This window comes from Methylococcus capsulatus str. Texas = ATCC 19069 (assembly GCF_000424685.1).
Lineage (GTDB): Bacteria > Pseudomonadota > Gammaproteobacteria > Methylococcales > Methylococcaceae > Methylococcus > Methylococcus capsulatus.
Map to the genome: position 1 here is coordinate 98,025 of NZ_AUKJ01000022.1, position 24,112 is coordinate 122,136.

A 24,112-nucleotide genomic window follows, 5' to 3' on the forward strand; every position below is an offset into this window, starting at 1 on the left:
CTGCTCACCGCCGCCCTCCCGGCAGGTCCAGCGGCCGGCCTTTGAGATCGCGTCCGTAGACGCGCGGCCGCACGTAATGGTCGATGACCGGCGTCAGCGCGTTCATCAGCAACACCGAGAACCCGGCGCCTTCCGGGTAAGCTCCCCAGGTGCGGATGACGAAGATGAACAGGCCGCAACCCGCGCCGAAAATCAACTGGCCGGCCGGGCTGCTGGGGGAAGTGACGTAATCGGTGGCGATGAAGAACGCCGCCAGCATCACGGCGCCGGAAGTCAGATGGAAGACGGGGCCGGCGTAGCGCTCACCATCGATCAGGGCGAAGACCGAGGCCAAGACCGCCACCGTCGCCAACAGCGACACGGGGATGTGCCAGCCGATGATCTTTTTCTTCAGCAGCCAGAGTCCGCCCAGGGCCACCAGCAGGGAGGAGGTCTCGCCCAGGCTGCCCGCCTTCCAGCCGAGCAGCGAAGCCACTACGTTGTAATGGCCGGAAACCAGCGATTCGCTCAATCCCCGCCCCTGGGAAAGTTCGGTCTTCCAGTTGCCGATCAGCGTCGGTCCGGTCATGCCGTCCACCGCAGACGCGCCGGCGAAGGTGATGGCCAGGCCGTCGGACAGTCCCGGCGCGGACGAGGAAAACGGCAGCGAAGGCAGCGCCCAGGTGGTCATTTCCAGGGGGAACGCCACCAGAAGGGCCACACGCGCCAGCATCGCCGGATTGAACGGGTTCTGGCCGAGACCGCCGAACACCTGTTTGCCGACCACGATGGCGATCCCGGCACCCACCACGCCGATCCACCACGGTGCCCAGGGCGGCAGCGTCATGGCCACCAGCCAACCGCTCAGCAGGGCGGAGCCATCCAGTAGAACCGCCTTGACCGGTTTGCCCGCCAGGGTGAGACAAGCCGCCTCGAACACCAGAGCCGAGAGGACGGTCACCGTCCACAGGAAAAACGCGGGCCAGCCGAAGATCACCACACCGAACACGGTGGCCGGCACCAGCGCCAGAACCACCGCCGCCATTATCCCCTGGACCTGGCTGTCCGAACGGGTGAAGGGCGCGCTCGACAGCGACAGACTCATGCGGCCTCCTCCGTCTTGCGCTGCGCCTGTGCCTTGCGCTGGGCGGCCAGCGCCGCTTGCTCCCGCTTCTGGCGCTCGAACCGTGCCTGCCGTTCCTCCGCCAGGCGCTTGGTCTGCTCGGTCCGATGCTTCATCTGTTCCCGCGCCACGAGCTCGCCGCTGGCGTACTTGAAATAGTGTACGAGCGGGATTTCCGAAGGACAGACATAGGAGCAGGACCCACAACTGATGCAGTCCTTCAGGCCATAACCAATCGCGGACTCCAGTTGTCCGGCCCGGATCCGCGCCACCATCTCCAGCGGCAGGAGTCCCGCAGGACAGGCGCTCACGCAGCGCGCGCAGCGGATACAGGCCTTGGCGTCGGACGCGGCCACCTCCCGCCGCGACAGCGCCAGGATGCCGCAGGCGCCCTTGACCAGCGGCACCCTGGGATGCGGGAGAAAATCGCCCATCATGGGACCGCCCATGACGTAGCTCGCGGTATCCTCGGGACGATGGCCGCAGAACGCCAGCAGGTCGGCCAAGAGCGTCCCGATCGGTGCCTCGACGTTGCGCGGCGCGCTCACCGCCAGACCGCTGACCGTGACGATACGGCTGACCAGCGGTCGGCCGTGCCGCACCGCCTGCTGCACCGCATAGGCCGTGGCGACGTTGTGCATCAGGACGCCGATGTCGGCGGAACGCCCGCCGGCCGGCACCTCCTTGCCGGTGAAATAGCGGATGAGCTGCTTGTCCCAGCCCATCGGGTAAAGCGAAGGCACCTGCCGCACCTGTACCCTGCCGCCATGCGGCGCCGCGGCGGCCGACATCGCGGCGAAGGCCTCGGGCTTGTTGTCCTCGATGCCGACGATCGCCTGGTCGCATTCCAGCCCGTGCAGCATGATGAGGATGCCGTCGACGACGTCCGCCGCCCGCTCGCGCATCAGCCGGTCGTCGCAGGTGAGATAGGGCTCGCACTCGCCCCCATTGATCAACAGTGTCTGGATCCGGGTCTTGCGCCCCAGGTTCAGTTTCACGGCGGAAGGAAAAGCCGCCCCGCCCATGCCCACCACCCCGGCCGCACCGACCCGGGCGCTGATTTCCTCGGGAGGCAGACCGAACGGATCGGCGCTCCCCCGTGTCTCTATCCAGCGATCCTCCCCATCGGGTTCGAGCAGCAGCGTCGGGGTCGGCAAGGCGGACGGATGGGCCGCGGGATACTCCAGGATGTCCGTCACCACGCCCGAGGTCGGCGCGTGCACCGGTGCCGAAATCGTGCCCTGTCCCGCCGCCAACAGTTGGCCCTTGAGCACTTTGTCACCGACCCGGACCACGGGTTCGGCGGGCTGGCCGGCATGCTGCTGCAGCGACAGATAGAGCCGCTCCGGCAGTGGAAACGCGGTTTCGATGGGCCGATCGGCGGTGGACTCCTTACGCGGCTCCGGATGGACGCCGCCGCGAATCCTGCCGGCGACTCCGAACGGGAAGAAGCTGAGCGCCGCCATGATCAAGCCGCCTTCGCCGGAACCATGTCCGGACTGGGCCAGCGCCAATTACGCAGCGTCACCTTGACGGGATGGAGCCGCAGGCACTCGGTCGGGCAGACGTCCACGCACTTGCCGCAGGCAGTACAGGCATCGGCGATGACGGCATGGATCTGCTTGGGCGCGCCCACCAGGGCATCGGTCGGACAGACCTTGTAGCAGCGGGCGCAGCCGATGCAGGTGGATTCGTCCACCCGCGCCACCATCGGCACCTGATCCTCCACCTCCGACAGATCCAGGTCGACCGCCAGCTTGCTGGCCAACTGCTCGGCCAGCGCCCGCCCGCCTGGGGGACACAGGGTTACCGGTGCCTCGCCCGCCACCAGAGCCTCGGCCGCCGGGCGGCAACCTGGATACCCGCACTGGCCGCATTGCGACCCCGGCATCATGGCCTCGATTTCGTCGATCAGCGGATTTTCTTCCACTTTCAGATAACGCGCCGCGGCACCGAGCAGAAACCCGAGCACGAGCCCCATGCCGGTGAGGCTGATGATGGCGAACAGAATGTACATAGACTCTCCTTCGGGTGTCGGTTCAATGCGTGGCCAATCCTGCGAACCCCATGAACGCCAGGGAGAGGATGCCCGCGGTGATGAAGGCAATGGGCGGGCCGGTGAATGCCTCGGGCACGCTCATCAGGGCCAGCCGCTCTCGGATGCCGGCGAAGATCACCATGACCAGGGTGAACCCCAGCGCCGAACCGAAACCGAACAGCGCGCTGTGAATGAAATCGTATTCCTGCTGGATGTTCAGCAGCGCCACTCCCAGCACCGCGCAGTTGGTGGTGATCAGCGGCAGGAAGATGCCCAGCACCTGATACAGCACCGGGCTGGTCTTCTTCACCACCATCTCGGTGAACTGGACCACCGCTGCGATCACCAGGATGAACGAGAGGATGCGCAGGAAGCCGATGCCCAGCGGCATCAGGACGAAATGCTCGATGAGCCAGCTCGCCACCGCGGTCAGGGTCAGCACGAAGGTCGTCGCGAATCCCATGCCGACGGCGGAATCGAGCTTCCTGGACACCCCCATGAAAGGGCACAGTCCGAGGAACTTGACCAGCACCACGTTGTTGACCAGGGCCGTGCCGAGCAGCAGCATCAGGTAGTCGTTCACGCCTAAGGTTCCCTCGAGGGTTTTAGCCAGCTTCAGGCACAACGCATGCCAATGGCAAACCGGGGCCCTTCCCCCGTCAACCTTGGGTCATTGCAGCACCCCACGCAGCGACCGCCCGCCCCCGCCTTGTCGGGAATTGCACATGCCCCTCCGTTTCATAGGGCTTTGTCATCTTTACGACAAACCCGGCAGGTCAGCCCATGGGATATCCGCGGGACGGAAACGCCTGGCCGCGAATTTGCTCCGTCGATGGCATTGCCTCTTCAGAAGAAACTCCGGGACCCGCCCATGAAATGGAACGACACCTACGACATTGCCGCCGCCCTCGCCCACAAGCACTCGGACGTCGACCCGCGGTACGTACGCTTCACCGATCTGCTGGCATGGATCACGGCGCTCGACGGCTTCGCCGACAGCACCGACCGATGCAACGAGAAAATTCTGGAAGCGATCCAGATGGCATGGATCGACGAGGTCAGCTAGCGGACGACGGTCCGGAACCGCCGGAAAGCGCGGCGACACCTTCCGGCATGGCTTGACGGGCGCGTGAGGGGGGCCGATGATGCGGTCCGGACCACTGCCCATTGAGCCATGCGAGGTGACCCCATGACCGGACCCGGCAAACGACTCGACCCCGCGCACCAACCGCGCAGGGACAGCATGTTCGAAGAGCATGTGGAGGATCCCTACCGCGCTCGCGGCAAATGGCCGGAACCGACGGTGTGCCCCGAATGCGGCGCCGTCTTCCAGCAGGGACGCTGGCGGTGGGGAGCGGCGGTGCCGGATGCCGAACGGCACCTTTGTCCCGCGTGCCAACGGATACGCGATCGTCTGCCAGCCGGCGAGCTGACGCTGAGCGGTCCTTTCTTCGGCGCCCACCGCCCGGAAATCCTCAACCTCGTTCGGAACACCGAAGCCGCTGCCCGTGCCGAGCACCCGCTGGAGCGGATCATGACCATCGAGGAGGAGGACGACCGTACCGTCATCACCTTTACCGACAAACATCTCACCCATGGCACCGCGGAAGCACTGCGGCACGCCTACCAGGGCGAGCTGGAGTCACGCTACACCGACGAGGAGGCGCTGCTGCGCGTATCCTGGCGCCGCTGAATCGTCCCGATGCCTGAAATGATGGGTGGGCCTCCGACCATGAGCGATCCCTTCCTCCGCGGCGAGCTGGTGACCTGGAGCCAGGTGTGCCGGTTGTCCCGGCGCTTGGCCGAGAACATCCGCGCGTCCGGCTACCGGCCCGACGCCGTGGTGGCCATCGCCCGAGGCGGTTACGTACCGGCGCGGCTCCTGTGCGATGCCCTGGGCGTGTACGATCTCCAGAGCATCCGTATCGGCCACTACGAGGGGGGAGCACGCAAAAACGAAACGGCGCGCTGTCATTCGCCGCCTCCCGCGAACGTTCGCGGCCTCAAAGTGCTGCTGACCGACGATTGCAGCGACACCGGCGACACCCTCCGACTGGCCCTGGAGCAGCTTCGATGCTGCGGGCCGCTGGACATCAAGATTGCGGTACTCCATCACAAAAAGGTGTCCCCCGTCGTGCCGGACTACTACGGGCGGCGAATCGTCTCCTGGCGCTGGCTCATCTATCCCTGGGCCCTCACCGAGGATCTGAGCGGTTTCATCGCTGCCATGCAACCCCGCCCTGAGACACTGGACGAGGCCGTCCGCCAGCTGCGCGCCCGCCATGGAATCAAGCCCCCAAGGTCTGCCGTGGCCTACGTGCTGGCCCTGATGAAACAGCGCGAGGCGCCTTGAAGCCAACGCGCCCCGGACGCGGGGAGACAAGCCCTATCGACGCGGACCGAAAAGGTCTATCGTTGATCATCGGGCCGAGATGAGCGAGGGGAAGGCAATGAGACTGTCGCCGCAGATCACGTTTCGAAACATGTCGCCCTCCGAGGCGATGGAACGGAACATCCTGGAGCGGATCGAGAAGCTGGATTCGTTCTACGACGGGATCATGAGCTGCCGGGTCATGGTCGAGGCATCCCACAAGCACCACCATCAGGGCAACGTCTACCACGTGCGGATCGATCTCACCGTGCCCGGCCATGAACTGGCGGTCAGCCGGGACCCGGGGCTCGATCATGCCCACGAGGACGCCTATGTCGCGATCCGGGACGCCTTCGACGCGGCGCGCAGGCAGTTGGAAGACCTGGAACGGCGCCGGCGCTCTCAGGTCAAGACGCACGAGGTACAGGCGCACGGCCGGATTTCCCGGCTGATCCCGGCGGAAGACTTCGGCATCATCGAGACGCCGGAAGGCCGGGAAATCTATTTTCACCGGCACAGCGTGGTGAATTCTGACTTCGACCGGCTGACCGTCGGCACTGCAGTGCGCTTCGCCGAAGAAACGGGCGAGGAAGGCCCCCAGGCCAGCTCGGTACGGGTCGAAGGGAAACACCACCTGATCGGATGAACACCGGTCTGCGAATCCCGACGACGCTTTTTCGAGGGGAACCACCATGAGTGATCAGCTGCTGCGAGACATCGAAACCTTGGCCCCGGAAAATCTGGACGACCTGCTGCTGGTCATCGCCAGGAACGTGGAAGAAAGCCTGAAGAAGGGCGGCGCGCGACCGGGCATCGATTATTCCATCCTGGATCTCTACCAACTCGCCCAGCCTTTCGCCCTCGAGATTTTCAAGAAGAACATCGACATCATGAACTACGCGGTCCGCTGGTGACCCACCGCGCCGCGCCACCGACGATGCGGGTGGCGCTGGCCGGGTTCGGCCGGCAGGGGCGTTTGCGCCGCGCAAACCATGTCCGTCACCGCGCGAGGAAAGGCGCGCAATGCTCGGGCCGGTCACCCGCCTGCGTGCGGTGGGTGTGGTCTTTTCGGCATGTCTTTCCTACGCGATTTTTTTGGTTTCGAGGCGCCATCCCCGGCCGGGAAGTCCGTCAACCGGACCGATCTACCGGGTTTCGGAGCGGGCATTTCCAGACCAGCTCGCACCGATGCGCCGAAGCACCCACACCGCCGGCAACGTGGCCAGACCTCCGAGGGCGGCCTGGGGCTGGCGGACCAAGGCGGCGGCGGTCATGGCGAGGACCGCCAGCAGGTAGATCAGCGGCGCCCAGGGCCAGCCGATGACGGGACAGGCATCGCCTTCCTTGAGCCGGAGCCGGATCAGGCCGCAGACCGTCGCCGCAGTGCTCAACCCGAGGGTAAAACCGGTGTAGGTCAGCAAGTCCTTGAAGCCCGCGCTCCACAGCAGCAGCAAAGACAGAGCGCATTGAAGGAAGGTCGCCCGTCGGGGCGTACCATCTTCATGCAGCGACAGCCAGGGTGGCAGATGGCCGTCCCGCGCCATGCACGCACTGACGCGGGGCCCGGCCATCATCATGGCCGAGACCGAGAGGGACAAGGCGAAAGCCACCAGCAGGGTCATGAAATCCGCCCAGACGGAGCCGCCCAGGGCGAGCGCCGCGGCGCGGCCGATGTCCGCCTTGCCCGCCAGCGCCTCGGGTGCGGCAGAAAACATGAAGGCAGTATTCAGCGCCAGATAAAGCACGGTGACCAGGCCGGTGCCCAGCAGCAACGCCCGCGGCAGGTTGCGTTCGGGATCGCGCACTTCCCCGCCGAGGTAGACGGCGGCATTCCAGCCGGAATAGCTGAACGACACCCAGATGAGCGCAGAAAAAAAAGCGCCGAAGCCTCCCCCCTCGCCGCGCGCCGCGGCGCCCGTTTCAAGGGCCAGTCGCGGCCAGGCCAGCAGGACGAAACCCGCCATGAGCGCAAGCTTGAACACGACGGCGAAGTTCTGCACCCAGGCACCCGCTGGACCGTGTGCGCCGTGGAGCAAGGCGAACGCGGCCAGCAGCAGCGTTCCGGTGAGCCGAGGCGCGTGCCAGGGCATCCAGGGCGCCAGGTACTCACCGAAACCGTAGGCGGCAGCAGCCATGGGCGCGGAAAAACCCACCACCACGGACACCCACCCGGCCACATTGCCGGCGGCGGGATGCAGGGTACGGGACAGAAACAGATATTCTCCCCCCGATTCCGGGAAACGCTGCGCCAGCGCGCCGTAACTCAGGGCGCCGCAGGCGGCGATCGCTCCGCCGGCCAGCCAGGCCAGCAAGACCAGCCAAGGCGACCGCAACGCCTCCAGCAGGAAGCCACCGGTGGTGAAAACACCGGAACCGACCATGCTGGCCACCACCAGCAAGCTGGCGGAAGGCAGACCCAATCGACGTACCTCGTGCATCCTCAGCGCTCGATGCCGCATCACGGCGGCGCCCCCTTCAAGACCTCGCCAGTCATGGGGACGAACCGGACGGGCAGGATCGCCCGCCGTTCCAGTTTCTCGCCGCGCTTTTTCAGCAGGTACAGCTCCTGGTAAGACGACGGGCCAAGGGGGGCGATCAGGCGGCCACCGTCTTTGAGCTGTCCGATGAGGGGCTGCGGCACCTCGCTCACCGCACTGGTCAGGATGATCGCATCGAAAGGCGCGGCTTCCGGCCAGCCCCGGTAGCCGTCTCCGATCCGGACCCGCACGTTGTCGAAGCCCAGACGCCGAAGATCGGCCTCGGCCCTCCGTCCCAGCGGCTCGACGATCTCGATGGTGTAAACCTCGGCCACCAACTTCGAGAGCACCGCCGCCTGATAGCCCGAACCGGTCCCGATTTCCAACACCCTGTCTGAGGGCTTGGGTTCGAGCCGCTCGGTCATGAAGGCGACGACATAGGGTTGGGAGATGGTCTGTCCGAAGCCGATGGGCAGCGCGCTGTCGCTATAGGCGTATTCCCGCAGTGGCGGAGGCACGAATTCGTGCCGAGGCACCTCCGCCATCGCCTGGAGCACCCGTGGATCGCGGACGTCGCACCCGGAGCCCTCGAGCTGCAGCTCGACCATGCGGATGCGGGCCGCAGCGTAGTCGTCCGGCTGGGCGAGAACGCAGCCGGGGGGAACCGAAGCGAGAGCCAACAGGCCGACCGGCAGGAATGCCGCTGCGAGCAGGCGGCGGCCACACCTTCCCCCGACGGCAAGCAGTGGACGAGCGTGGATCGGTAGCATCGTCATGCGACATCACCTCGACGTTACTCGAGCCCGACACCTTGGCCGGACACGCGGATGCGGAGCCTATGCCAATCGGAGAGTACCCCCGTCGCGGCTGATTCCATCGCCCCGGGCGCCGCCCGCCCCATTCATTCCCGTACCGATGTCGTGCGGGGTCAGCTCCCTCCGGGCTTCACGGCCAGCCGGGTGACGATCCGCCGGTCCCTGACATCACCGGATGTGGTCTCGCCGATCCGGATGCGGCCCGGGTCCAGCGCGCCCCGCTGCGTCAACACGCCGACCACCGCCCGGGCACGGCGGCCGGCCAAAGTCGCCAAATCCTGGGCCGACAGCGGCGCGGTTTCGACCAGATGGTCGAACAAGGCCCGATAGAACGCCGAATCCGGGCTGGGGCGCCCCATCAGTGCGGAAATGCGACCGATGCGCTCGGCCTTTCTGCCTTCCTTCCTTGCGAAGGCGGACTGAACCTCCTCCACGGCATTCGGGCCGCCCTGCTCGCCGGCCAGCTCTTCAAGTGCCGACTGGGTGGCGGCACTGTCGAAGGAGACCGGCCCCGGCTCCTCCTCCGGCGACCACCGGAAACCCAGCTTTGCAGCAACGGACCGCCGTACCTGCGAGGACTTCAGCGCACGACCATCCAACTCCGGATCGACTCCGCCATGCACTTCCAGACTGAGCCGAGGACGCTGTGCCAAGGCAACCATGACCTTGTTGAGCTTCTCGCGTTCCGGCGGCCCGACGTCGGCGCTGCCGGGTTCGAACAGCACGCCCCCGATCTCCTCGCCATCGCCGCCGAACAGGCGGCCCAAGGCCCTGAACGGCGCGGTGACCGTCCGGGTAACCACGTTGACGAAAGCCTCCCAGATCACCTTGCCGTAGTCGAATCTGGGATTGCCGAGATCACCCTCGACCGGAACAGATACGTCGATCCTGCCATCGCCGTCGGTCAGCAGCGCGATCGCCAGGTCGAGCGGCAGCGAGACCGCCTTGGGGCTCTCGATCCGCTCACCCAGGGCGAATCGTTCCAGCACGATCCGGTTGTCGTTCCTCAGCCGGCCGTCGTCGATCTGGTAACGGATGTCCAGATTGAGCTTGCCCGAGGTGATCTCCCGGCCTGCGAAGGTCGCGCTGTAGGGTGAGAGGGAAGGCATATCCACGTTGCGGAACGCCACGCTGACGTCGCCGAAATGTTTCGGCGCCAGTGGACTCAACTGACCGTAGACGTCGACCGCGCCGTAGCGGTCGACCTGTCCATGGAACTGGAGCAGCGCCCGCGCCTCGGACCGGGTCGAAAGGCCCGCCGCGGTACCGAAGAAATCGTGAATATGGGTGGCGAAGGGAAGAACCAGCGACCCGTCGCTGAAATCGATGTCGCCCTTCTCGACCCGAACGGCTTCCACCGTGACGAGCCACGGCTCGGGCTTTTCCGACCGGCGCCGGCCTCCGACCGGTTTCGGGGCCGCGCCGGCCGGGCGGCCGCCGGCGACAACCCTCTGGATGTTGGTAGAGCGGTTCTCGAAGATCTCGATATTCCAGCCCGGCTCGGCGACGCGCACCTGTTTGACCGCCAGCCGCCTTTCCGCCAGGCCAAAGTCGAGCGCTTCCGCGGACAGATTCTTCCACGACAGGAAACGCTTGCCGGTGGCGGTCTCTTTCAACAGCAGTCCGCCTACGCTCAAATCGCCCTTGGCCTTCAAGGCCGTGCCGGCATCCCGCCGGTAGCCGAATTCGAGCTGCGCGGACAAATCCCCGCTTTCGAGCTCGAGGCCCGAGAAGCGGGCCACCAGGGGATGCAGGGACTTGAGATCGATCCGCCCCAGCCGGACTGCCCCCTCGGCCTGGTCCAAGCTTTGGGAAAGGGAGCCCGAAGCCTTGAACTCCCCGCCCTGCCCGACCACGAATGCCGCGTCGAAACGCATCGGTCTCCCCTCGTCACTGGCGATCGGCCCCAAGCTCAGCCGGATATTTTCCAGGTCGTAAGCGATTGCCGGGGCGAAGGTCCGGTCGGCCAAGGCCAAACCGAAATCCTCGAGGACGAACTGCTGCACTGCATAGCGCCATGCCCCCCGCTCCGACGGTCGAGGAGGACGACTGCCGGCGGACGTGGGCGCCAGCGCCGTCGCCGGCATGATGCCGCCCGTCGTCTCGCGCACGATGCGGGTGCCGCCGCCTTTCAACACGATCCGGCCGATGGCGGCTTCGCGTTTGGCCAAGTCCAGATTTGCGTCCTCGACCGTGAGCGATTCCAGGGTCGCCAGGTCATCCCCCTGTCCTGAAGCGCCGGCCGTGCTCAGCGCGATATTGTCCAGGCGGAGGGCCAGGCGGCTTATCGCCGCCTTCCAATCCTCCGTCCCAACCTCGATGGCGGCGGCAAACGCGAGATCGAGCGCGCCGATGCCGAGGTGGATCGGCGAATGCCGGCTGACATCGGCGTAATCCACGCCGATCTTGGCCGCACCGAAAGCACCGACCTCGATCCGCCACGGAGGTTCCGGCTGATCGTTCGACATGGCGGAGGCGGCGGCCGCTGCCTTCGGCCTGAACAATTTCAGCCAGTCGATTTCGCCGGCTTCGTCCACGGCCGCCCGCAGGCGGCCTTCGCGGATCTCGAACTTCGGCATGCGGACCCGACGGTTTGCCGGGTCGAAATCGGCCTCCCTCGCTTCGAGGCGGCCCAGCGCCAGTATCGGTTCCGAACCTCCCTCCGGAGTCAGCTTCAGTCCCTCGATCTGCGCGCTCAGGTCACTCACGCTCAAAGCGAGTCCGGCCGGCCCTTCGGCCAGCCTGTAGTGCGCGACGCCCCCCAGTTCACCGGCCGGCTCGGCCAGAGCGAGCCTTTCCTTCACGAATGGCCAGAGGGCCGCGAGCGGGAAGTTTCCGACTCGCAATCGACCCTCCGAATAGGGCGGATTGATCGATACCCTGCCCTGCCAGTCTAGGATGGCGCGCTCACGGAATTTGGCGGTCAAGTGCTGGGTTCCCTGGACCTCGGGCAAGGTGGACAGGTCGGCGACTTCGATATCTATGGACTCGAAGGTCTCGTCGAAAGGCGCCGTCCTCGACCGGTCGGCGAACCTGACCTTGCCACCGACCATCGATAGATGTTTGAAACTGAGAGCCGGGGGCTGGCCCTCCCCCTTCTCGGCTTCCGGCGATTTGGGCAACTCGTCGCCGAGCCTTGCGAGATTCAGCCGCCCCTCCTCATCGACCACCAGGTCGGCCGACGGCTGTTCGATCAGAACTTCGGAAAACGTCCAGGTGTCTTCCAGAAGGCTGGCCGGCTCGAAATCGAGGAGAAGGCGGCCAAAACTCAGCAAGGGCTCGCCCGAAACCTCAGCCAGGACGAAGCCCCGCAGCTCGAGACTGAAGCGGAACGGATTGAAGCCGACTTCGGCGATCGAGAGCTGCCGTTTGAGATACCTGGCGGCCAGCTCCGGAGCAAACTGCTCGACCAGTTTGGGCAGTATTAGAAACCCCAGCAGCGCGTACAGTCCGGTCAGCGCCAACACCACCGCGAACGCTTTGCACCACGACCTGCGCACCCACTGAGGGAGGAACTTCATTCTCGTCTGCCTGCACTCCGTTCGTCCTCCCGGGATTTCTAACACAGTTCAGGACCGCGGCCTAGGCCGACGGCAAGCGCCACTCACAGACAGTAAGGCGCCGTGGCCCACTGCTTCAGCACGACGGTGTCGCGGTCGGGCAGATAGGCGTAGTCCTTGGCCAGATCGCGCTGCACCGCTTCGCCCACATGCGGGGAAACCAGCCCCTTGAGCATGTAGAAGTACCAGGCGAAGGGATGGCCCGCCTGCGCATCGAAGCGGTTGAGGAGCACCGCCAGGGCCTTGCCTTTCTTGCCGTCCGGGCCTTCCAGACGCGGCACTTCGCGGGTGCGGTTGAGGACGATCTCGACGTTCATGACCTGCTCGCCATGGCGGCCGATGTGCTGGAACAGGCGCAGACTCCAGTCTTCGCAGAAAGCCTTGTGCTGGCCCGCGCTGCTGGCATTCCAGTCGTCCATGAAACGCTGGGCGGGGTGACGGTCTGCACGATGCCGCCCCAGCTCACGCATGAACAGGGCCACTTCGGTCTTGCGGCGGTAGGTGTAGCGGGCGGCCCCCACTGCGAACGGCTGGACTCCCACCGGGTCGATGGGATCGATCAACCCCTCCAGATCCTCCGGCGGATTTTCCGGGGCGACCAGGTAACGGTCCGCGGTTTCCTGGGTCCGGTCCACTTCGATCTGGACGAAATCCTCCGCCCGGGGTCCGGTCTGGGCCACCAGGTAGAGGGTCACTCCGGTGTGGTGGGTGGCCAGGAAACCGCCTTCCTCACAGTGGGCCAACAGCGTGTTGAAATTCTGCCCGCATTCGATGTAGGTGCGCTCCGCCCACTCACCGATGTCCGCCGCGACTCTCGCGCCGTTCGGCTTGACGATGCCGCCCAGGCGGTACCACTGGTGCCCCAGGCGGGCGATATGCAGCGGATAGCCCGGATAGGCCTGGCGCAGCCGGTCCAGCAGGACTGCGTCGCCGGGAGAAGCCAATGTGTCCTTACAGAGCCGGTCCAACAGGTGGCCGTCGAACCGGACCGGCGCGTCCGCATCGTGTTCGGGCGAAACTCTGACTTCAGCAACCATCGAGACCGTCTCCACAAAAGGCTTGATTCCGACCGCATTGTACTGCCGCGACAAAACCCGTCAAATTGAATGGTTATTGACGCATCCAATGACGGCCGGTGGCATCGGCTCGTAGAGAAACGGCGGAAAACCGTACCGTCAGGGGTCGGGGGAGGCGTCCCAGAGCCGCTTGAAACAGGTATCGAGACGCGACAGACGGCGGTCGACCGCTTCCAGTTGCGCATACTGCGGAAAACGGGCGGCGTTGCCCCGGCCGTACCATGCCTCCATGTCTTTTTTGAGACGCTCCCGCTCCGCCGTCGCCTGGGCGATCATATGGCGGGCCCATGCCTTGGTGGATTCCGGGCCGATCGGCGCGATCCGGTAACGCACCCCGGCATCGAAAATCCGCACGCCCCCGCCTTCACACACGGTATCCCTCAGGACTGCGGCATCGACGATCTCCACGCCGGCCAGATAGTCGATGCCGAAATGCCGCAGTTCCGGCAGCCAGGGGACGGTCGGCCCCATCAGTACCGTGGTGGCATCGCGTGCCAGGGCCGCAAGACGTGGAAAGGTCTTGTTCGGAATCGAGGTGGCGGTGAGGAACACCCAGTCCGCTTCCGGAAGCAGGTATTCGCAGGCCGAATCCGGCAGGTCGTCCGGACCGGGCTGGCGCTCCAGGACCGTCAGATTCAGGGCATGCGCATGAGCGAAGCGGTCCAGTCCGGGATAACGGCCGATCACCACGACCCGTTTGCCGCGCATCTCGCCGAGGAAATGCTCGAAGACGGCAAGGTTGTTGTCCGCGCCGTCTTTGGGCGCCAGCGTCACGCCGTCCGGAAGCCTACCGAGCCGGTTGATGCCGGCATTGACGGCCGCCATGCCCACCGTGGCCCGATACGGGTCGAACTCCCGCACCCAGGCGACCAGTTCGGACAGAGTCCTGCCGCGCAGCGTACCGGCCCAGGGAAGCGTCCGGGTCTGAACGCCCGGGCTCATCGAGAGCCCCACCGCATCGGTTTCGCAAAGCGTCCAGACCAGACCGATTACGACTGTGCCCACCGGCACCGGCGCACCGGCGTAATCCTGCAGCAGGTCGTAGATTTCGTAAGGATTCGTCATCCCCGAATGCGGGACGGTCAGCCGTCGCGGTTGGCCAGGGCCTGGTTCTGGACCGCGCGAATGCGTTCCGAAAGCCCCTTGGGGCTGCGCGCATAAGCTTCCCGCGCCGCATCCAGAGCCGCCTGGGCGGCGGCGGCCTCCTCCGCCGTGAGGGGCAGCCGGCCCGCCATGTGGGTGGCCGCCGGCACCGCCGCCAGGATCGCCTCCCGGTTGGGGTGCTCGCTGACGGGAACCAGACGGGTGGCTTCCTTGTGGCCGTCGAGGCATACGGCCAGTCCGATGACTTCGACCTTGCGGCCGTCCTGTGTGCTCTTGATAAAGGTACTCATCGATCTCTGCCTTGGGAATGAGCCCGATGCTTCAGTGAACGAGTGATACTTCCCTGGAGTCCAGGGATTGTCCGTCCCTTGACGGGTTGCCCAGGTAGGAGAACGCATGCGCCTTGATCAGGCAATACACGGTGTCTCCTTCCCGCAAAGCCATTGCGTGGAGCGCTTTCAGCGAGATGCCCGCCAGCAGGGTGATGCCGCAGTCGATCTGCACGACCGCGTGGCCCGGCGTCCGGATGACCGCGCATAGCCGGCCCTTGATCTGGTTCTGGATCGACGTTCCCCGCAGATACTGCTTCGACAGCGCGATGTCGCTGGAGCGGATGGACACATTGACGAAATCACCCGGCGCCAGATGCGCGGCCATCGGCAGCACCAGCTCGCTGCCGTGGTAGTAGCCGATCGTGCAGCCATTTTCGGCTTCATGGCCCAGCACGGTCACGGGAAGCACGTTTTCGATGCCCTGTAACGGGGCGCCGGTGGAAAGGATCTTGTCGGTGATGATTTCATGCGGATCACCGAATCCCAGTATGCGCCCGTTGACCATCAGCACCATGCGGTTGGTGAGCTGCAATACCTCGCCCAGGGAATGGCTGACGTAGATGATGGAAACGTTCAGTTCATCTCGGATCCGCGTGAGATAGGGCAGCAGGGCCGAGTTGGAGACACCCGAGACTTCGAGCTGATCGTCGAGCAGCAGCAGGCGCGGCGCCGGGATGAGCGCGTGCGCCAGTGCCACCCGCTGTCTGTCGCCGGCGGGCAAGGACTGAATGCCACTGTCGAGCAGAGGCTCCAGTTCCAGGAGATCGACCACGCCGGCGAATCCGAAGGTGCCCCTTCGAACCGAATTCCGGTGGGTATCCCGAAGCAGTTCGCCGACCGTCTGCCGGGGATGGCTGGCCGGATCGAACCGCACGAGGCCGATCCGGCGGCGGCCCGCCGGCATCCGCACGCCTCGGCGGCTGTCGAAGACCGTCTCGCCGCCCAGCCGGATCCAGCCCCGCTGCGGCATGACGACGCCGGCGATCATGCCCAGCAAGGTGCTCTTCCCGGCGCCCGGCGGTCCGAAACATGCGGTCATCGGGCTGTCGATGGCAAGCCGGGCGGACAGATCGAAATGGCCCCGGCTCAGTTTCACGTCCAGTTCAAGCATCGGGCGCTCCTCCATCATGCCGCCGTCCGCACGATGAAGCGGCCCGCCAGGAGGACGTTCACGTCGTAGGCGAACTCACGCCAGGCGGCCGCCAGATCGCGCGCCGTGGTTTCCAGATAGTCGGACGAAGGCCGGCACTCGGACGGAAAATTGGACAGTGCACAGGAACTGCCATTGAATGCAATGGCTTCATCGAGCAGGAACTTGTTGAAACCGACGAAGGGCGCCAGCAGGTCTTGCGCCAGTGCCGCGAGGCCGGTCTCGATACTTCCGGCAGGGGGATGGAAGGAAAGCCCGTCGAGTCTTGCCAAGGCTTCGCTGTAAAGCTGCTCCATGACGCCGAGCACGGCCCGCTGAGTGAGCTGCTCGGCACGCTGGCTCGCGAGATTCTGATGGACCAGACGTTTGTAGCGTTCGAGCGCGACCCCGCGCTGAGCAGCCACCCACTCGCCGAAGCCGGCAACAGCCTGCTCGTTCCACCCGCCAGCCGCTGCGAGCGGAGACTGCTCCACGATGAGGCCCCTCTGGAGCCGGGCGGCCGCCTCCAGTGCGCCTTCGAGGTAGCCGCCGCCGTAGCTCGCGGTCTCGGAACCACCGAAATGCAGCCGCCCCCCCCATTGCGGCCGCCGCAACAGAGGGTGGCCATATTCCGGCTGGTTGTCCAGCGGCACGTGATCCCTCCGGCTGCAGGTATAGGGCTCCGCCGCCCAGTCCTGGAAGTGCAGCTCGCCATGCTCGGCCGCACTGCCGAAGACCTGTACCATCTGGCTCGAAACCAACATGGGCATGCCCGGCAACAACGCGACCCTCGCCGCCGGGGGCAGTGCCACGAAGCCGCCCAGGGCGGCCCGCATGGCGTTGGCGTCACAGGCATCGAAGATTTCGCCCAGAACAACATGCTCATGCCGGACGAAAGCATTTCCCGACTGGCCTGCCGTGCGCCAGAACGGCTTGTCGTAAGCCACCAGTGCCTTGGCCTGGTCGGCCATCCAGGTATAGGTGTCACGCAAGGCTTCGAGTACCTTGCCGTCCAGGGCCGGCTCGAAACGGATGCGCTCATCGACCAGGCGCGGCGGCAACGCCAGCACCGCCCGGCGCGCGGCGACGACGATGGTTTTCCCGCCATGGACGAAGCACAGTTCCACGTGATCGCCGCGGTCGGTCACGGCGGTCAGCTCATGACCCAGCCTCAATGCTTGGGGAGAAAGGCGCTGGCTCAACGCCGCCACCAGGCTCGCCATGCCGCCTTCGACACGCTGGGCGCCCCCGTGCAGACCGGGCCGGCTCAGTGTATCCGGCGCACTGTCGTGATCGGTGAGGTAAAGGACTTCCCCCGTATCGTGCTGGGGAAAGCTGCGCAAGCCGAGATCGGTCACCAGCTCGAACATGCGCGGCTGAATATCCGGCCAGAACCAGGCGGGCCCGAGGTCCAGCGCCATCCCGGCCTTTTCGCTATGCACCGACAGGATGCGTCCGCCCAGACGGCCGCGAGCCTCGAACAGGGCAAAGTCGCACCGCCTGGCCTCGAGGCCCTGCGCAAGCGCCAAGCCGCACAGTCCGCCGCCGACGATGGCAATTTCGAGCATGGTGGCTCCTCACATTCCGGGATCGTCTGACGATTCCCAGCAAACAGCGTTCCATCGCCTCGGCGAGTGCGCGAAGAGCTCCGAAGACCGTGGTCTGGCGGGATTCGCAGGCTCCGGTACGATCCTGCCGGAAGCATCCGTGCCGGCTGATTTCGACATTCGGGCGGCGCCTGGACGCGCCTTTGTCGGATCTGCGACAGACGCCGCTCAGCGGATACGCCGCCCGCTCATGGCGTCGAAGATGGCGGTGGGACGAACGGCGCCGCCGAGGCGGCCGGGCAGGAAATGGATCGCCCGCCGGGGAAACTGGCACCACAGCCGCACGGGAGTTCGAGCGGGCCGGTGTCCAGACAGATTGGCGCTGGTCGACACGATCGCCCCGCCGAAAACGCGGCACAACGCCGCCGCCACGGGATGAGCGGTGACGCGGACCGCCAGGGAATCATGGGCACCGCGCAGCCAGTCGGGAATGCCCGGGCGGGGCGGGATCAGCCAGGTCGTGGGACCGGGCCAGCCCGCGCGGACCTCGGCGCCGAGCGGCACGCGGGCCAGGTCGACCAGTGACTCGACGGCTTCCACATCCGCCGCGATCAGGATCAGGCCCTTGGTCTGGCTGCGGCGCTTGAGCGCCAGCAGCTTGCGGACGGCATCCTCATTGAACGGATCACATCCCAGACCGTAAACGGCCTCGGTGGGGTAGGCCACGATCCGGCCGTTGCGCAGCGCATTCGCGGCAAGCCTCAGGCGGAAGCCGGAAATCCAGCCCATGCGCGGAACCGATGCTCAGGCAGCGAAATCGGTCAACGGCTCACCCTCGTAGGGCGCCGCATAACCGCACTCCTTGCGCGGGCAGACTTTCTCGGTGCCGCGGCGCTTGGTGGTCTTCAGTGTGAGCACGGGCCACTGACAGGCGGGGCAGGCCTCGGCGATCGGCGGATTCCACACCGCATAGCTGCATTTGGGATAAGTCGAACAGGAGTAAAACAGTTTGCCGAAGCGGGACTTGCGCTTGGTCAGGGTCCCCTGTCCGCATTCGGGGCAGGGCACGCCGGTGTCGGTGGGTTTCTCCAGCGGTTCGATGTGGCGGCAGGCGGGGTAGCCGCTGCAGCCGATGAAGCGGCCATAGCGCCCGGTCTTGATGACGAGCGGCGAATGGCATTTGGGACACTGCCTTCCCTCCACGACCTCGGGCTCGGTTTGCTCCGACTCTTTGCCGGCCAGATTCCGCGTGTATTTGCATTGCGGATAGTTGGTGCAGCCGACGAACCGGCCGTTGCGCCCCAGCCGGATCGAAAGCGGGCTTCCGCATTCCGGGCATTTCTCGTCGATCGCCTCGTGCGTCACGTCGGCCCGTTTCAGGCTTTCATCCTTCTCGCCGATCAGGGCATGGAAGGGTCCCCAGAATTCCCGCATCAGCGGAATCCAGTCCTTCTCACCCCGCGACACCGCATCCAGGTCGTCTTCGAGGTTGGCGGTGAAGTTGTAGTCCACGTAGCGGTTGAAATGCTCCGTCAGGAACTTGTTCACCACCCGCCCCAGATCGGTGGGACGGAAGCGTTTGTTTTCCAGCTCGACGTAATGCCGCTGCTGCAGCGTCGAAATGATGGTCGCGTAGGTCGACGGCCGGCCGATGCCGTATTCCTCCAGCGCCTTGACCAGACTGGCCTCGGTGTAGCGGGGCGGCGGCTCGGTGAAATGCTGCGAAGGAGTCACGTCCTTCAGGTCGACTTCCTGCCCTTCCACCAGCTTGGGCAGATAGATTTCGTCGCTTTCCTCCGGCATGTCGTCCCGTCCTTCCCGGTACACCGACATGAAGCCCGGATGGATCACCGTCGAACCGGTGGCGCGGAACAGGTTGTCGACGCTGCCGCAGGCGAAGTCCACGGTGACGGTGTTCAAGGTGGCATGGACCATCTGACAGGCCACGCTGCGCTTCCAGATCAGGCTGTAGAGCTTGAACTGATCCGGCGTCAGATGTGCCTTGACCGACTCCGGCGTCCGGAACGCCGAAGTCGGACGGATCGCCTCGTGTGCTTCCTGGGCATTTTTGCTCTTGGTTTTGTAAAGCCGCGGCTGCGCGGGCAAATTGTCCTTGCCATAGCGCGACTCGATCAGCGCGCGCAATTCCTGGACGGCCTCCTGGGCGAGATTGACCGAATCGGTACGCATGTAGGTGATGAGCCCCACCGCCTCGCCGCCCAGGTCGATACCCTCATAAAGCTGCTGGGCCACGGTCATGGTCCGGCGGGTGGTGAAGCCGAGCTTCCTGGCCGCTTCCTGCTGCAGGGTCGAGGTCGTGAAAGGCGCGGCAGGATTGCGCTTGCGTTCCCTCTCCTCGACCCGGACTACCCGCAATTTGCCGCGGGCCTGGTCCAGCAGACTCTGCCGCGTGGCCTGCGCCTGCGCCTCGTTGACGATGCTGAACTGCTCCAGCTTCTCGCCGGCCAGATGGGTCAGGCGGGCCGAAAGTGCCTGGTCTTCGGTCTGGATCGCCGCCTCGATGGTCCAGTACTCCTGGACCTCGAAGCGCTCGATTTCGAGTTCGCGCTCCACGATCATCCGCAACGCCGGGCTTTGCACGCGCCCCGCAGACAATCCGCGCCGGATCTTCTTCCACAACAGCGGTGAAAGCTTGAAACCGACCAGGTAATCGAGCGCCCGCCGGGCCTGCTGGGCGTGGATGAGATCGGTCGAGAGCGTTTTGGGGTTTTCGACGGCTTCGGTGATGGCGCGCTTGGTGATTTCGTGGAACACCACGCGATGGACCGGCTTGCTGTCGAGAACCTGCTGTTCCTTCAGCAATTCATAGAGATGCCAGGAAATCGCCTCGCCCTCGCGGTCGGGGTCGGTCGCGAGGTACAGCGCATCGGCTTTTTCCATGGCCTTGGAAATCGCCTGCACGTGTTTCCTGTTCTTCTCGATGATTGCGTACTTCATCGAAAAGTCGTGGTCGGGGTCGACCGCGCCTTCCTTGGGAATCAAGTCCCTCACATGCCCGTAGGAGGCATAGACCTGGAAAGACTTGCCGAGATATTTTTCGATCGTCCGGGCCTTGGCCGGCGATTCGACGATGACGAGATGCTGAGCCATGAATGTATGAAACCCGCCTCAGACGGCAGCTCCCGGAACGGGTCGCGGCGTCGCGGCCGGAGCTGTCAGCCGGGCGTTAGTGGATATAGCCGGGAAAACTTTCATAAACGAGATTTTCCATCCGCGCGAACGCGACCTCCTCGCTGGGCTGGCTGAACAGCACCATCAAGACCACCCATTTCAAGTTTTCGAGCGATATGATTTCCTCGTTCAAAGCCATGAGGCGATCAATGACCACTTCCCTGCTCGCCGCGGTCAGAATGCCGTTCTGTTCCAGGAACATCAGGAAGCCGCGGCATTCCACGTCCAGCTTGGCCAGCTCTTCCGACGAAAAGATACGGAACGCCGGGAGGGAGGCCGCCCGCATCGGCTGCTGGGCACCCAGCGTCTCCAGCCAGTCGAACGCCCGATTGATCTCCCGCTGCGGGAAACCCGCCTCCAACAGTTCGGTCCGCATCTCATCGGGATCAGGCGCCTGCTCCGTATCGCGGTCCAGATAGTTTTCGAACAGGTAGATCAACACATCAAACACATTTTCTTTCATTGGCCCTCTCGAGTGGGGGAGCGTCGGGACACTCCCTACTTTATACGGCAGTATCCGCCGCCCGGCGCAGCCGCCACATGGCCCTCCATCTCGAGCAGGACGAGTTTCGAGGCGATGAGGTTCGCTGTATAACCTGTTGCCGCGACTAGAGTATCCACGGACGTCGGCGCATAGGCAATATGCGCCAGAATCCGCGCGGCCTCCGCGTCCGCCGGCGGAACGGCAGGCAGACGCTCCTGACGATCCACGAAGCCCGCCAGCGCGCCGAGCTCCTCGAGGATGTCCGGCACCGATTCCACCAGTTTGGCTCCTTCTCGGATCAAGGCATTGCAGCCCCGAGCCAGGGGGTCGAAAATCGAACCGGGAATGGCGAAGACCTCGCGCCCCTGTTCCATCGCCTGACGCGCGGTGATGAGCGAGCCCGATTGCAGCGCCGCCTCCACCACCAGCACGCCGAGACTGAGGCCGCTGATGATGCGGTTACGGCGCGGGAATCCCTCCCGGCTCGGCGGAGTGCCCGGGGGGGCTTCGGACACGAGGACTCCGCCGCTGCCCACGATGGCATCGGCCAGGCGCTGGTGCCGGGACGGATAAACACGGTCCGGCCCGCATCCGAACACGGCGACGGTCGCACTTCCGGCCTCCAAGGCGCCCTCATGCCCGGCAGCATCTATTCCCGCTGCCAGACCGCTGGTAACCACCAGACCGGCCCGGGACAAGGCCGCGGCGAAACGTCTCGCCGTCCGTTCCCCCATGGCCGTGGGATTGCGGCTGCCGACGATGGCGATCTGCTTGCGCCGCAGCACGGTGGCATCGCCTCGCGTGAAAAGCAACACCGGTGGATCGGCGATCTCGCGCAGCAAAGCCGGGTATTCGCGGTCGTGCAGGGTGAGGCAGCCATGTCCCGGCTGCGACAGCCAGGCGAGATCCGCCTCGACCTCCTCCCAGCGGGGGCGCATCAGACGATCCAGAGCCTCCCCGCTCAAGCGCAGCCCTCCGTAGGAATCCCGCGGCTGTGCGAATACCGCGCAGACCGAGCCGAACCGCTCCAGCAGCGACACCGCGCGGCGCGGCCCGACTCCAGGTAGCCGCACCAGGGCCAGCCAACAGCGCAGGGCCTCCTCTGTCATCGGACCGTCGTTACGGAGATTTCACGATGTCACCGATGTGCATCGCCCTCACGGCCTTCATGACCAGCGCATAACTGATGCGCTCGAAGGATCGGAAGACCACCAGCGAACCCGACCGGTCCGGCGGCGTCTCGACCACGTTCCCGAAACCGCCGGCGACGTAGTCTTTGATCGTATCGGCTTCACGGTAGATGTCGAGCACGTGCCCGACCTCCAGGCCGTCCCTGCCGCCCCGATCCAGCACGATCACCTGGTATTGCCCGATCTGGGTCACGCCATCGCGCACAGCGACGATCCGGCCGGCGACCGGCTTCGCCGGAGCATGCAGCGTGTACGAGGTCGTCAGCTCTTGCGGCTCGACGGCCAGCAGGCGGTCACCGATCACGACCTCCCGCTCGGCACGGAGCAGCAGAAGCTCCGCCGGCTCGCCGGCACTGCGCACCTGCGCGTCCCCGATATACAAGGCTTCATAGCCGAGCACCTCTTCAGTGACGCCATCGCGATAGGCGGGACCCGGCCGCACGACCGCCAAAACGCTGCCCTTGGCTTCTCTGACTCCTCGCGCATAGAGGCCGTAACCGGCGCCGCCGGAGATGTGCTCGTCCGGAAACCCGACGACGTAAGGGAGGGTGTCGGCGTCGGCGTTGTCCAAGACCCTGGGCCGGGTCAGGAAGGCCCGGATGGCGTCCTCCGGAATGACCGGGACCTCCCGCGCCAGCGGAGTCACCCGGATGACGGGACTCAATGGGACGGTCGGGGCGGTTTCGAGCTCGATCCGTGGCCCGCCGGCCCCCTGGCGGAGCACGAGCACGTCGCCCGGATAAATCTGGTCGGGGTTGCCCAAGACCGGGTTCCGGTACCACACCTCGGACCACTGTGCCGGATTCTGCAGAAAGCGGGAAGCGACGTCCCAGAGCGTGTCGTTCGCCTGCACCAGGTAGCGATCCGGATGGTCCGGATTGAGGACGATCTCGGCTGCCGGTGTCACGGCGCAGGCGAAGAGCAGCGCCAAGCCGGCTGCGACCTTGGCGGTCATGAGTATTCTCGCGGCATCGGGAGGAAACTGGAGCCGAGTTTGCCTGTCTTACCGTTCAAGATGACGTATTTCCCGCTGCATCAGGCCTTGGATTCATTCTCCCGGCGGAATTCGTTAGAATCCTCCCTGCTCGAGCAGCTATGTTTCCCGCCTGCCCGGCGGAAGAGGCCACCGTGACCATTCTATCCATTCTCGAATTTCCTGACGAACGTTTGCGCAAAAAGGCCGCACCGGTCGAAGTGTTCGACGACACCCTGCGCCGGACCGTCGACGATATGTTCGAGACCATGTATGCAGCACCCGGCGTCGGCCTGGCAGCCACCCAGGTCAACGTGCACAAGCGCATCCTCGTCATCGACGTTTCCGAGGAGAAAGATGCGCCGCTTTGCCTGATCAACCCGGAGCTGCTCGAAAAACAGGGGAACGGCGAGATGGAGGAAGGCTGCCTGTCGGTGCCCGGGATTTTCGAAAAAGTGGTCCGAGCCGAGTCGGTCCGCGTCCGCGCCCAGGACCGCAACGGCGAATTCTTCGAAATGTCGGCGGAGGGACTGTTGGCCGTCTGTATCCAGCACGAGATGGATCACCTGGAAGGCAAGCTGTTCCTGGACCATCTTTCCACCCTGAAGCGCCAGATGGCACGCAAGAAACTCCAGAAAGAACGGCGCCTGAGGGAGATCAACAGGGCTCCGCGCACTGCGGCAGCCGTCTGACCACCCTCCCGCGCTGGAGCGAAGAACGCT

At 65.2% G+C, this 24,112-nt stretch carries 23 protein-coding genes; 6 read left to right on the plus strand and 17 right to left on the minus strand.

The window, feature by feature from the left end:
* Window positions 1-4: 4 nt before the first annotated feature.
* From H156_RS0110815 to rsxA, 4 genes are read right to left on the minus strand one after another with little or no spacing between them, the layout of a single operon-like run.
* On the minus strand, window positions 5-1,084 hold the full coding sequence (locus H156_RS0110815; RefSeq protein WP_010962020.1) for an RnfABCDGE type electron transport complex subunit D: 1,080 nt from the start codon (window positions 1,082-1,084) through the stop codon (window positions 5-7).
* Window positions 1,081-2,568 (minus strand): electron transport complex subunit RsxC, encoded by a 1,488-nt coding sequence (rsxC, locus tag H156_RS0110820; RefSeq protein ID WP_010962021.1) that lies wholly within the window; start codon window positions 2,566-2,568, stop codon window positions 1,081-1,083. Before rsxC ends, H156_RS0110815 begins: the two co-directional genes overlap by 4 nt.
* Before the next feature lie 2 nt (window positions 2,569-2,570).
* Complete coding sequence (gene rsxB, locus H156_RS0110825) at window positions 2,571-3,119, minus strand: electron transport complex subunit RsxB (RefSeq protein ID WP_010962022.1); 549 nt, start codon at window positions 3,117-3,119, stop codon at window positions 2,571-2,573.
* Window positions 3,120-3,141: 22 nt separating this feature from the next.
* Entirely contained in the window at window positions 3,142-3,723 is a 582-nt protein-coding gene (gene rsxA, locus H156_RS0110830; RefSeq protein ID WP_010962023.1) for an electron transport complex subunit RsxA, read from the minus strand.
* 288 nt (window positions 3,724-4,011) lie between these two features.
* Between rsxA and iscX the strand changes: the two genes are divergently transcribed.
* The 5 genes from iscX to H156_RS0110855 all read left to right on the plus strand — a co-directional run bounded on the left by iscX (window position 4,012) and on the right by H156_RS0110855 (window position 6,425).
* On the plus strand, window positions 4,012-4,206 hold the full coding sequence (iscX, locus tag H156_RS0110835) for a Fe-S cluster assembly protein IscX (protein ID WP_010962024.1): 195 nt from the start codon (window positions 4,012-4,014) through the stop codon (window positions 4,204-4,206).
* A gap of 177 nt (window positions 4,207-4,383) precedes the next feature.
* Entirely contained in the window at window positions 4,384-4,833 is a 450-nt protein-coding gene (locus H156_RS0110840) for a BCAM0308 family protein (RefSeq protein WP_238536874.1), read from the plus strand.
* A 39-nt stretch (window positions 4,834-4,872) separates the two neighbouring features.
* Entirely contained in the window at window positions 4,873-5,493 is a 621-nt protein-coding gene (locus H156_RS0110845) for a phosphoribosyltransferase (RefSeq protein WP_036246419.1), read from the plus strand.
* Window positions 5,494-5,590: 97 nt separating this feature from the next.
* Window positions 5,591-6,157 (plus strand): HPF/RaiA family ribosome-associated protein, encoded by a 567-nt coding sequence (locus H156_RS0110850; RefSeq protein ID WP_026045979.1) that lies wholly within the window; start codon window positions 5,591-5,593, stop codon window positions 6,155-6,157.
* Between the two features lie 46 nt (window positions 6,158-6,203).
* Window positions 6,204-6,425 (plus strand): hypothetical protein, encoded by a 222-nt coding sequence (locus H156_RS0110855; RefSeq protein WP_010962028.1) that lies wholly within the window; start codon window positions 6,204-6,206, stop codon window positions 6,423-6,425.
* 231 nt (window positions 6,426-6,656) lie between these two features.
* Here the strand turns inward: H156_RS0110855 and H156_RS0110860 are convergent, their stop codons facing one another.
* From H156_RS0110860 to H156_RS0110920, 13 genes are all read right to left on the minus strand, one after another.
* Window positions 6,657-7,949, minus strand: coding sequence for an APC family permease (locus tag H156_RS0110860; protein WP_026045980.1), 1,293 nt, complete (start codon window positions 7,947-7,949; stop codon window positions 6,657-6,659).
* A gap of 20 nt (window positions 7,950-7,969) precedes the next feature.
* Window positions 7,970-8,764, minus strand: coding sequence for a protein-L-isoaspartate(D-aspartate) O-methyltransferase (locus tag H156_RS0110865; RefSeq protein ID WP_017365586.1), 795 nt, complete (start codon window positions 8,762-8,764; stop codon window positions 7,970-7,972).
* 152 nt (window positions 8,765-8,916) lie between these two features.
* Entirely contained in the window at window positions 8,917-12,324 is a 3,408-nt protein-coding gene (locus H156_RS0110870; RefSeq protein ID WP_017365587.1) for a DUF748 domain-containing protein, read from the minus strand.
* A gap of 83 nt (window positions 12,325-12,407) precedes the next feature.
* A complete protein-coding gene (locus H156_RS0110875; protein WP_010962032.1) occupies window positions 12,408-13,400 on the minus strand; it encodes a hypothetical protein in 993 nt (330 codons plus the stop codon).
* 138 nt (window positions 13,401-13,538) lie between these two features.
* A complete protein-coding gene (locus tag H156_RS0110880; RefSeq protein ID WP_017365589.1) occupies window positions 13,539-14,504 on the minus strand; it encodes a DUF364 domain-containing protein in 966 nt (321 codons plus the stop codon).
* Window positions 14,505-14,521: 17 nt separating this feature from the next.
* Window positions 14,522-14,833 carry a hypothetical protein gene (locus H156_RS0110885; RefSeq protein WP_017365590.1) on the minus strand — a complete coding sequence of 104 codons (312 nt, stop codon included), beginning with the start codon at window positions 14,831-14,833 and terminating at the stop codon, window positions 14,522-14,524.
* A gap of 31 nt (window positions 14,834-14,864) precedes the next feature.
* Entirely contained in the window at window positions 14,865-15,986 is a 1,122-nt protein-coding gene (locus tag H156_RS0110890; protein WP_017365591.1) for a molybdenum ABC transporter ATP-binding protein, read from the minus strand.
* A gap of 14 nt (window positions 15,987-16,000) precedes the next feature.
* The gene (locus H156_RS0110895) at window positions 16,001-17,572 is read right to left on the minus strand and encodes a flavin monoamine oxidase family protein (protein WP_017365592.1); all 1,572 of its coding nucleotides are present in this window, start codon (window positions 17,570-17,572) and stop codon (window positions 16,001-16,003) included.
* Window positions 17,573-17,779: 207 nt separating this feature from the next.
* The gene (gene tsaC / locus H156_RS0110900) at window positions 17,780-18,340 is read right to left on the minus strand and encodes an L-threonylcarbamoyladenylate synthase type 1 TsaC (protein ID WP_017365593.1); all 561 of its coding nucleotides are present in this window, start codon (window positions 18,338-18,340) and stop codon (window positions 17,780-17,782) included.
* A 15-nt stretch (window positions 18,341-18,355) separates the two neighbouring features.
* Complete coding sequence (topA, locus tag H156_RS0110905; RefSeq protein ID WP_017365594.1) at window positions 18,356-20,662, minus strand: type I DNA topoisomerase; 2,307 nt, start codon at window positions 20,660-20,662, stop codon at window positions 18,356-18,358.
* Between the two features lie 76 nt (window positions 20,663-20,738).
* The gene (locus H156_RS0110910) at window positions 20,739-21,206 is read right to left on the minus strand and encodes a Smg family protein (RefSeq protein WP_010962039.1); all 468 of its coding nucleotides are present in this window, start codon (window positions 21,204-21,206) and stop codon (window positions 20,739-20,741) included.
* Between the two features lie 35 nt (window positions 21,207-21,241).
* Window positions 21,242-22,336: a DNA-processing protein DprA gene (gene dprA, locus H156_RS0110915; protein WP_017365595.1), complete on the minus strand. Its 1,095-nt coding sequence runs from the start codon at window positions 22,334-22,336 to the stop codon at window positions 21,242-21,244.
* A 10-nt stretch (window positions 22,337-22,346) separates the two neighbouring features.
* On the minus strand, window positions 22,347-23,372 hold the full coding sequence (locus H156_RS0110920; RefSeq protein WP_017365596.1) for a LysM peptidoglycan-binding domain-containing protein: 1,026 nt from the start codon (window positions 23,370-23,372) through the stop codon (window positions 22,347-22,349).
* Window positions 23,373-23,545: 173 nt separating this feature from the next.
* Between H156_RS0110920 and def the strand changes: the two genes are divergently transcribed.
* Window positions 23,546-24,082 carry a peptide deformylase gene (def, locus tag H156_RS0110925; RefSeq protein ID WP_036246424.1) on the plus strand — a complete coding sequence of 179 codons (537 nt, stop codon included), beginning with the start codon at window positions 23,546-23,548 and terminating at the stop codon, window positions 24,080-24,082.
* Window positions 24,083-24,112 lie beyond the last annotated feature (30 nt).

Bases quoted from the DNA above. Each gene is read 5' to 3' on its own strand.
- H156_RS0110815 (WP_010962020.1), bottom strand. From the start codon at position 1,084: ATGAGTCTGTCGCTGTCGAGCGCGCCCTTCACCCGTTCGGACAGCCAG.
- rsxC (WP_010962021.1), bottom strand. From the start codon at position 2,568: ATGGCGGCGCTCAGCTTCTTCCCGTTCGGAGTCGCCGGCAGGATTCGC.
- rsxB (WP_010962022.1), bottom strand. From the start codon at position 3,119: ATGTACATTCTGTTCGCCATCATCAGCCTCACCGGCATGGGGCTCGTG.
- iscX (WP_010962024.1), top strand. From the start codon at position 4,012: ATGAAATGGAACGACACCTACGACATTGCCGCCGCCCTCGCCCACAAG.
- H156_RS0110840 (WP_238536874.1), top strand. From the start codon at position 4,384: ATGTTCGAAGAGCATGTGGAGGATCCCTACCGCGCTCGCGGCAAATGG.
- H156_RS0110845 (WP_036246419.1), top strand. From the start codon at position 4,873: ATGAGCGATCCCTTCCTCCGCGGCGAGCTGGTGACCTGGAGCCAGGTG.
- H156_RS0110850 (WP_026045979.1), top strand. From the start codon at position 5,591: ATGAGACTGTCGCCGCAGATCACGTTTCGAAACATGTCGCCCTCCGAG.
- H156_RS0110855 (WP_010962028.1), top strand. From the start codon at position 6,204: ATGAGTGATCAGCTGCTGCGAGACATCGAAACCTTGGCCCCGGAAAAT.
- H156_RS0110860 (WP_026045980.1), bottom strand. From the start codon at position 7,949: ATGCACGAGGTACGTCGATTGGGTCTGCCTTCCGCCAGCTTGCTGGTG.
- H156_RS0110865 (WP_017365586.1), bottom strand. From the start codon at position 8,764: ATGACGATGCTACCGATCCACGCTCGTCCACTGCTTGCCGTCGGGGGA.
- H156_RS0110870 (WP_017365587.1), bottom strand. From the start codon at position 12,324: ATGAAGTTCCTCCCTCAGTGGGTGCGCAGGTCGTGGTGCAAAGCGTTC.
- H156_RS0110875 (WP_010962032.1), bottom strand. From the start codon at position 13,400: ATGGTTGCTGAAGTCAGAGTTTCGCCCGAACACGATGCGGACGCGCCG.
- H156_RS0110880 (WP_017365589.1), bottom strand. From the start codon at position 14,504: ATGACGAATCCTTACGAAATCTACGACCTGCTGCAGGATTACGCCGGT.
- H156_RS0110885 (WP_017365590.1), bottom strand. From the start codon at position 14,833: ATGAGTACCTTTATCAAGAGCACACAGGACGGCCGCAAGGTCGAAGTC.
- H156_RS0110890 (WP_017365591.1), bottom strand. From the start codon at position 15,986: ATGCTTGAACTGGACGTGAAACTGAGCCGGGGCCATTTCGATCTGTCC.
- H156_RS0110895 (WP_017365592.1), bottom strand. From the start codon at position 17,572: ATGCTCGAAATTGCCATCGTCGGCGGCGGACTGTGCGGCTTGGCGCTT.
- tsaC (WP_017365593.1), bottom strand. From the start codon at position 18,340: ATGGGCTGGATTTCCGGCTTCCGCCTGAGGCTTGCCGCGAATGCGCTG.
- topA (WP_017365594.1), bottom strand. From the start codon at position 20,662: ATGGCTCAGCATCTCGTCATCGTCGAATCGCCGGCCAAGGCCCGGACG.
- H156_RS0110910 (WP_010962039.1), bottom strand. From the start codon at position 21,206: ATGAAAGAAAATGTGTTTGATGTGTTGATCTACCTGTTCGAAAACTAT.
- dprA (WP_017365595.1), bottom strand. From the start codon at position 22,336: ATGACAGAGGAGGCCCTGCGCTGTTGGCTGGCCCTGGTGCGGCTACCT.
- H156_RS0110920 (WP_017365596.1), bottom strand. From the start codon at position 23,372: ATGACCGCCAAGGTCGCAGCCGGCTTGGCGCTGCTCTTCGCCTGCGCC.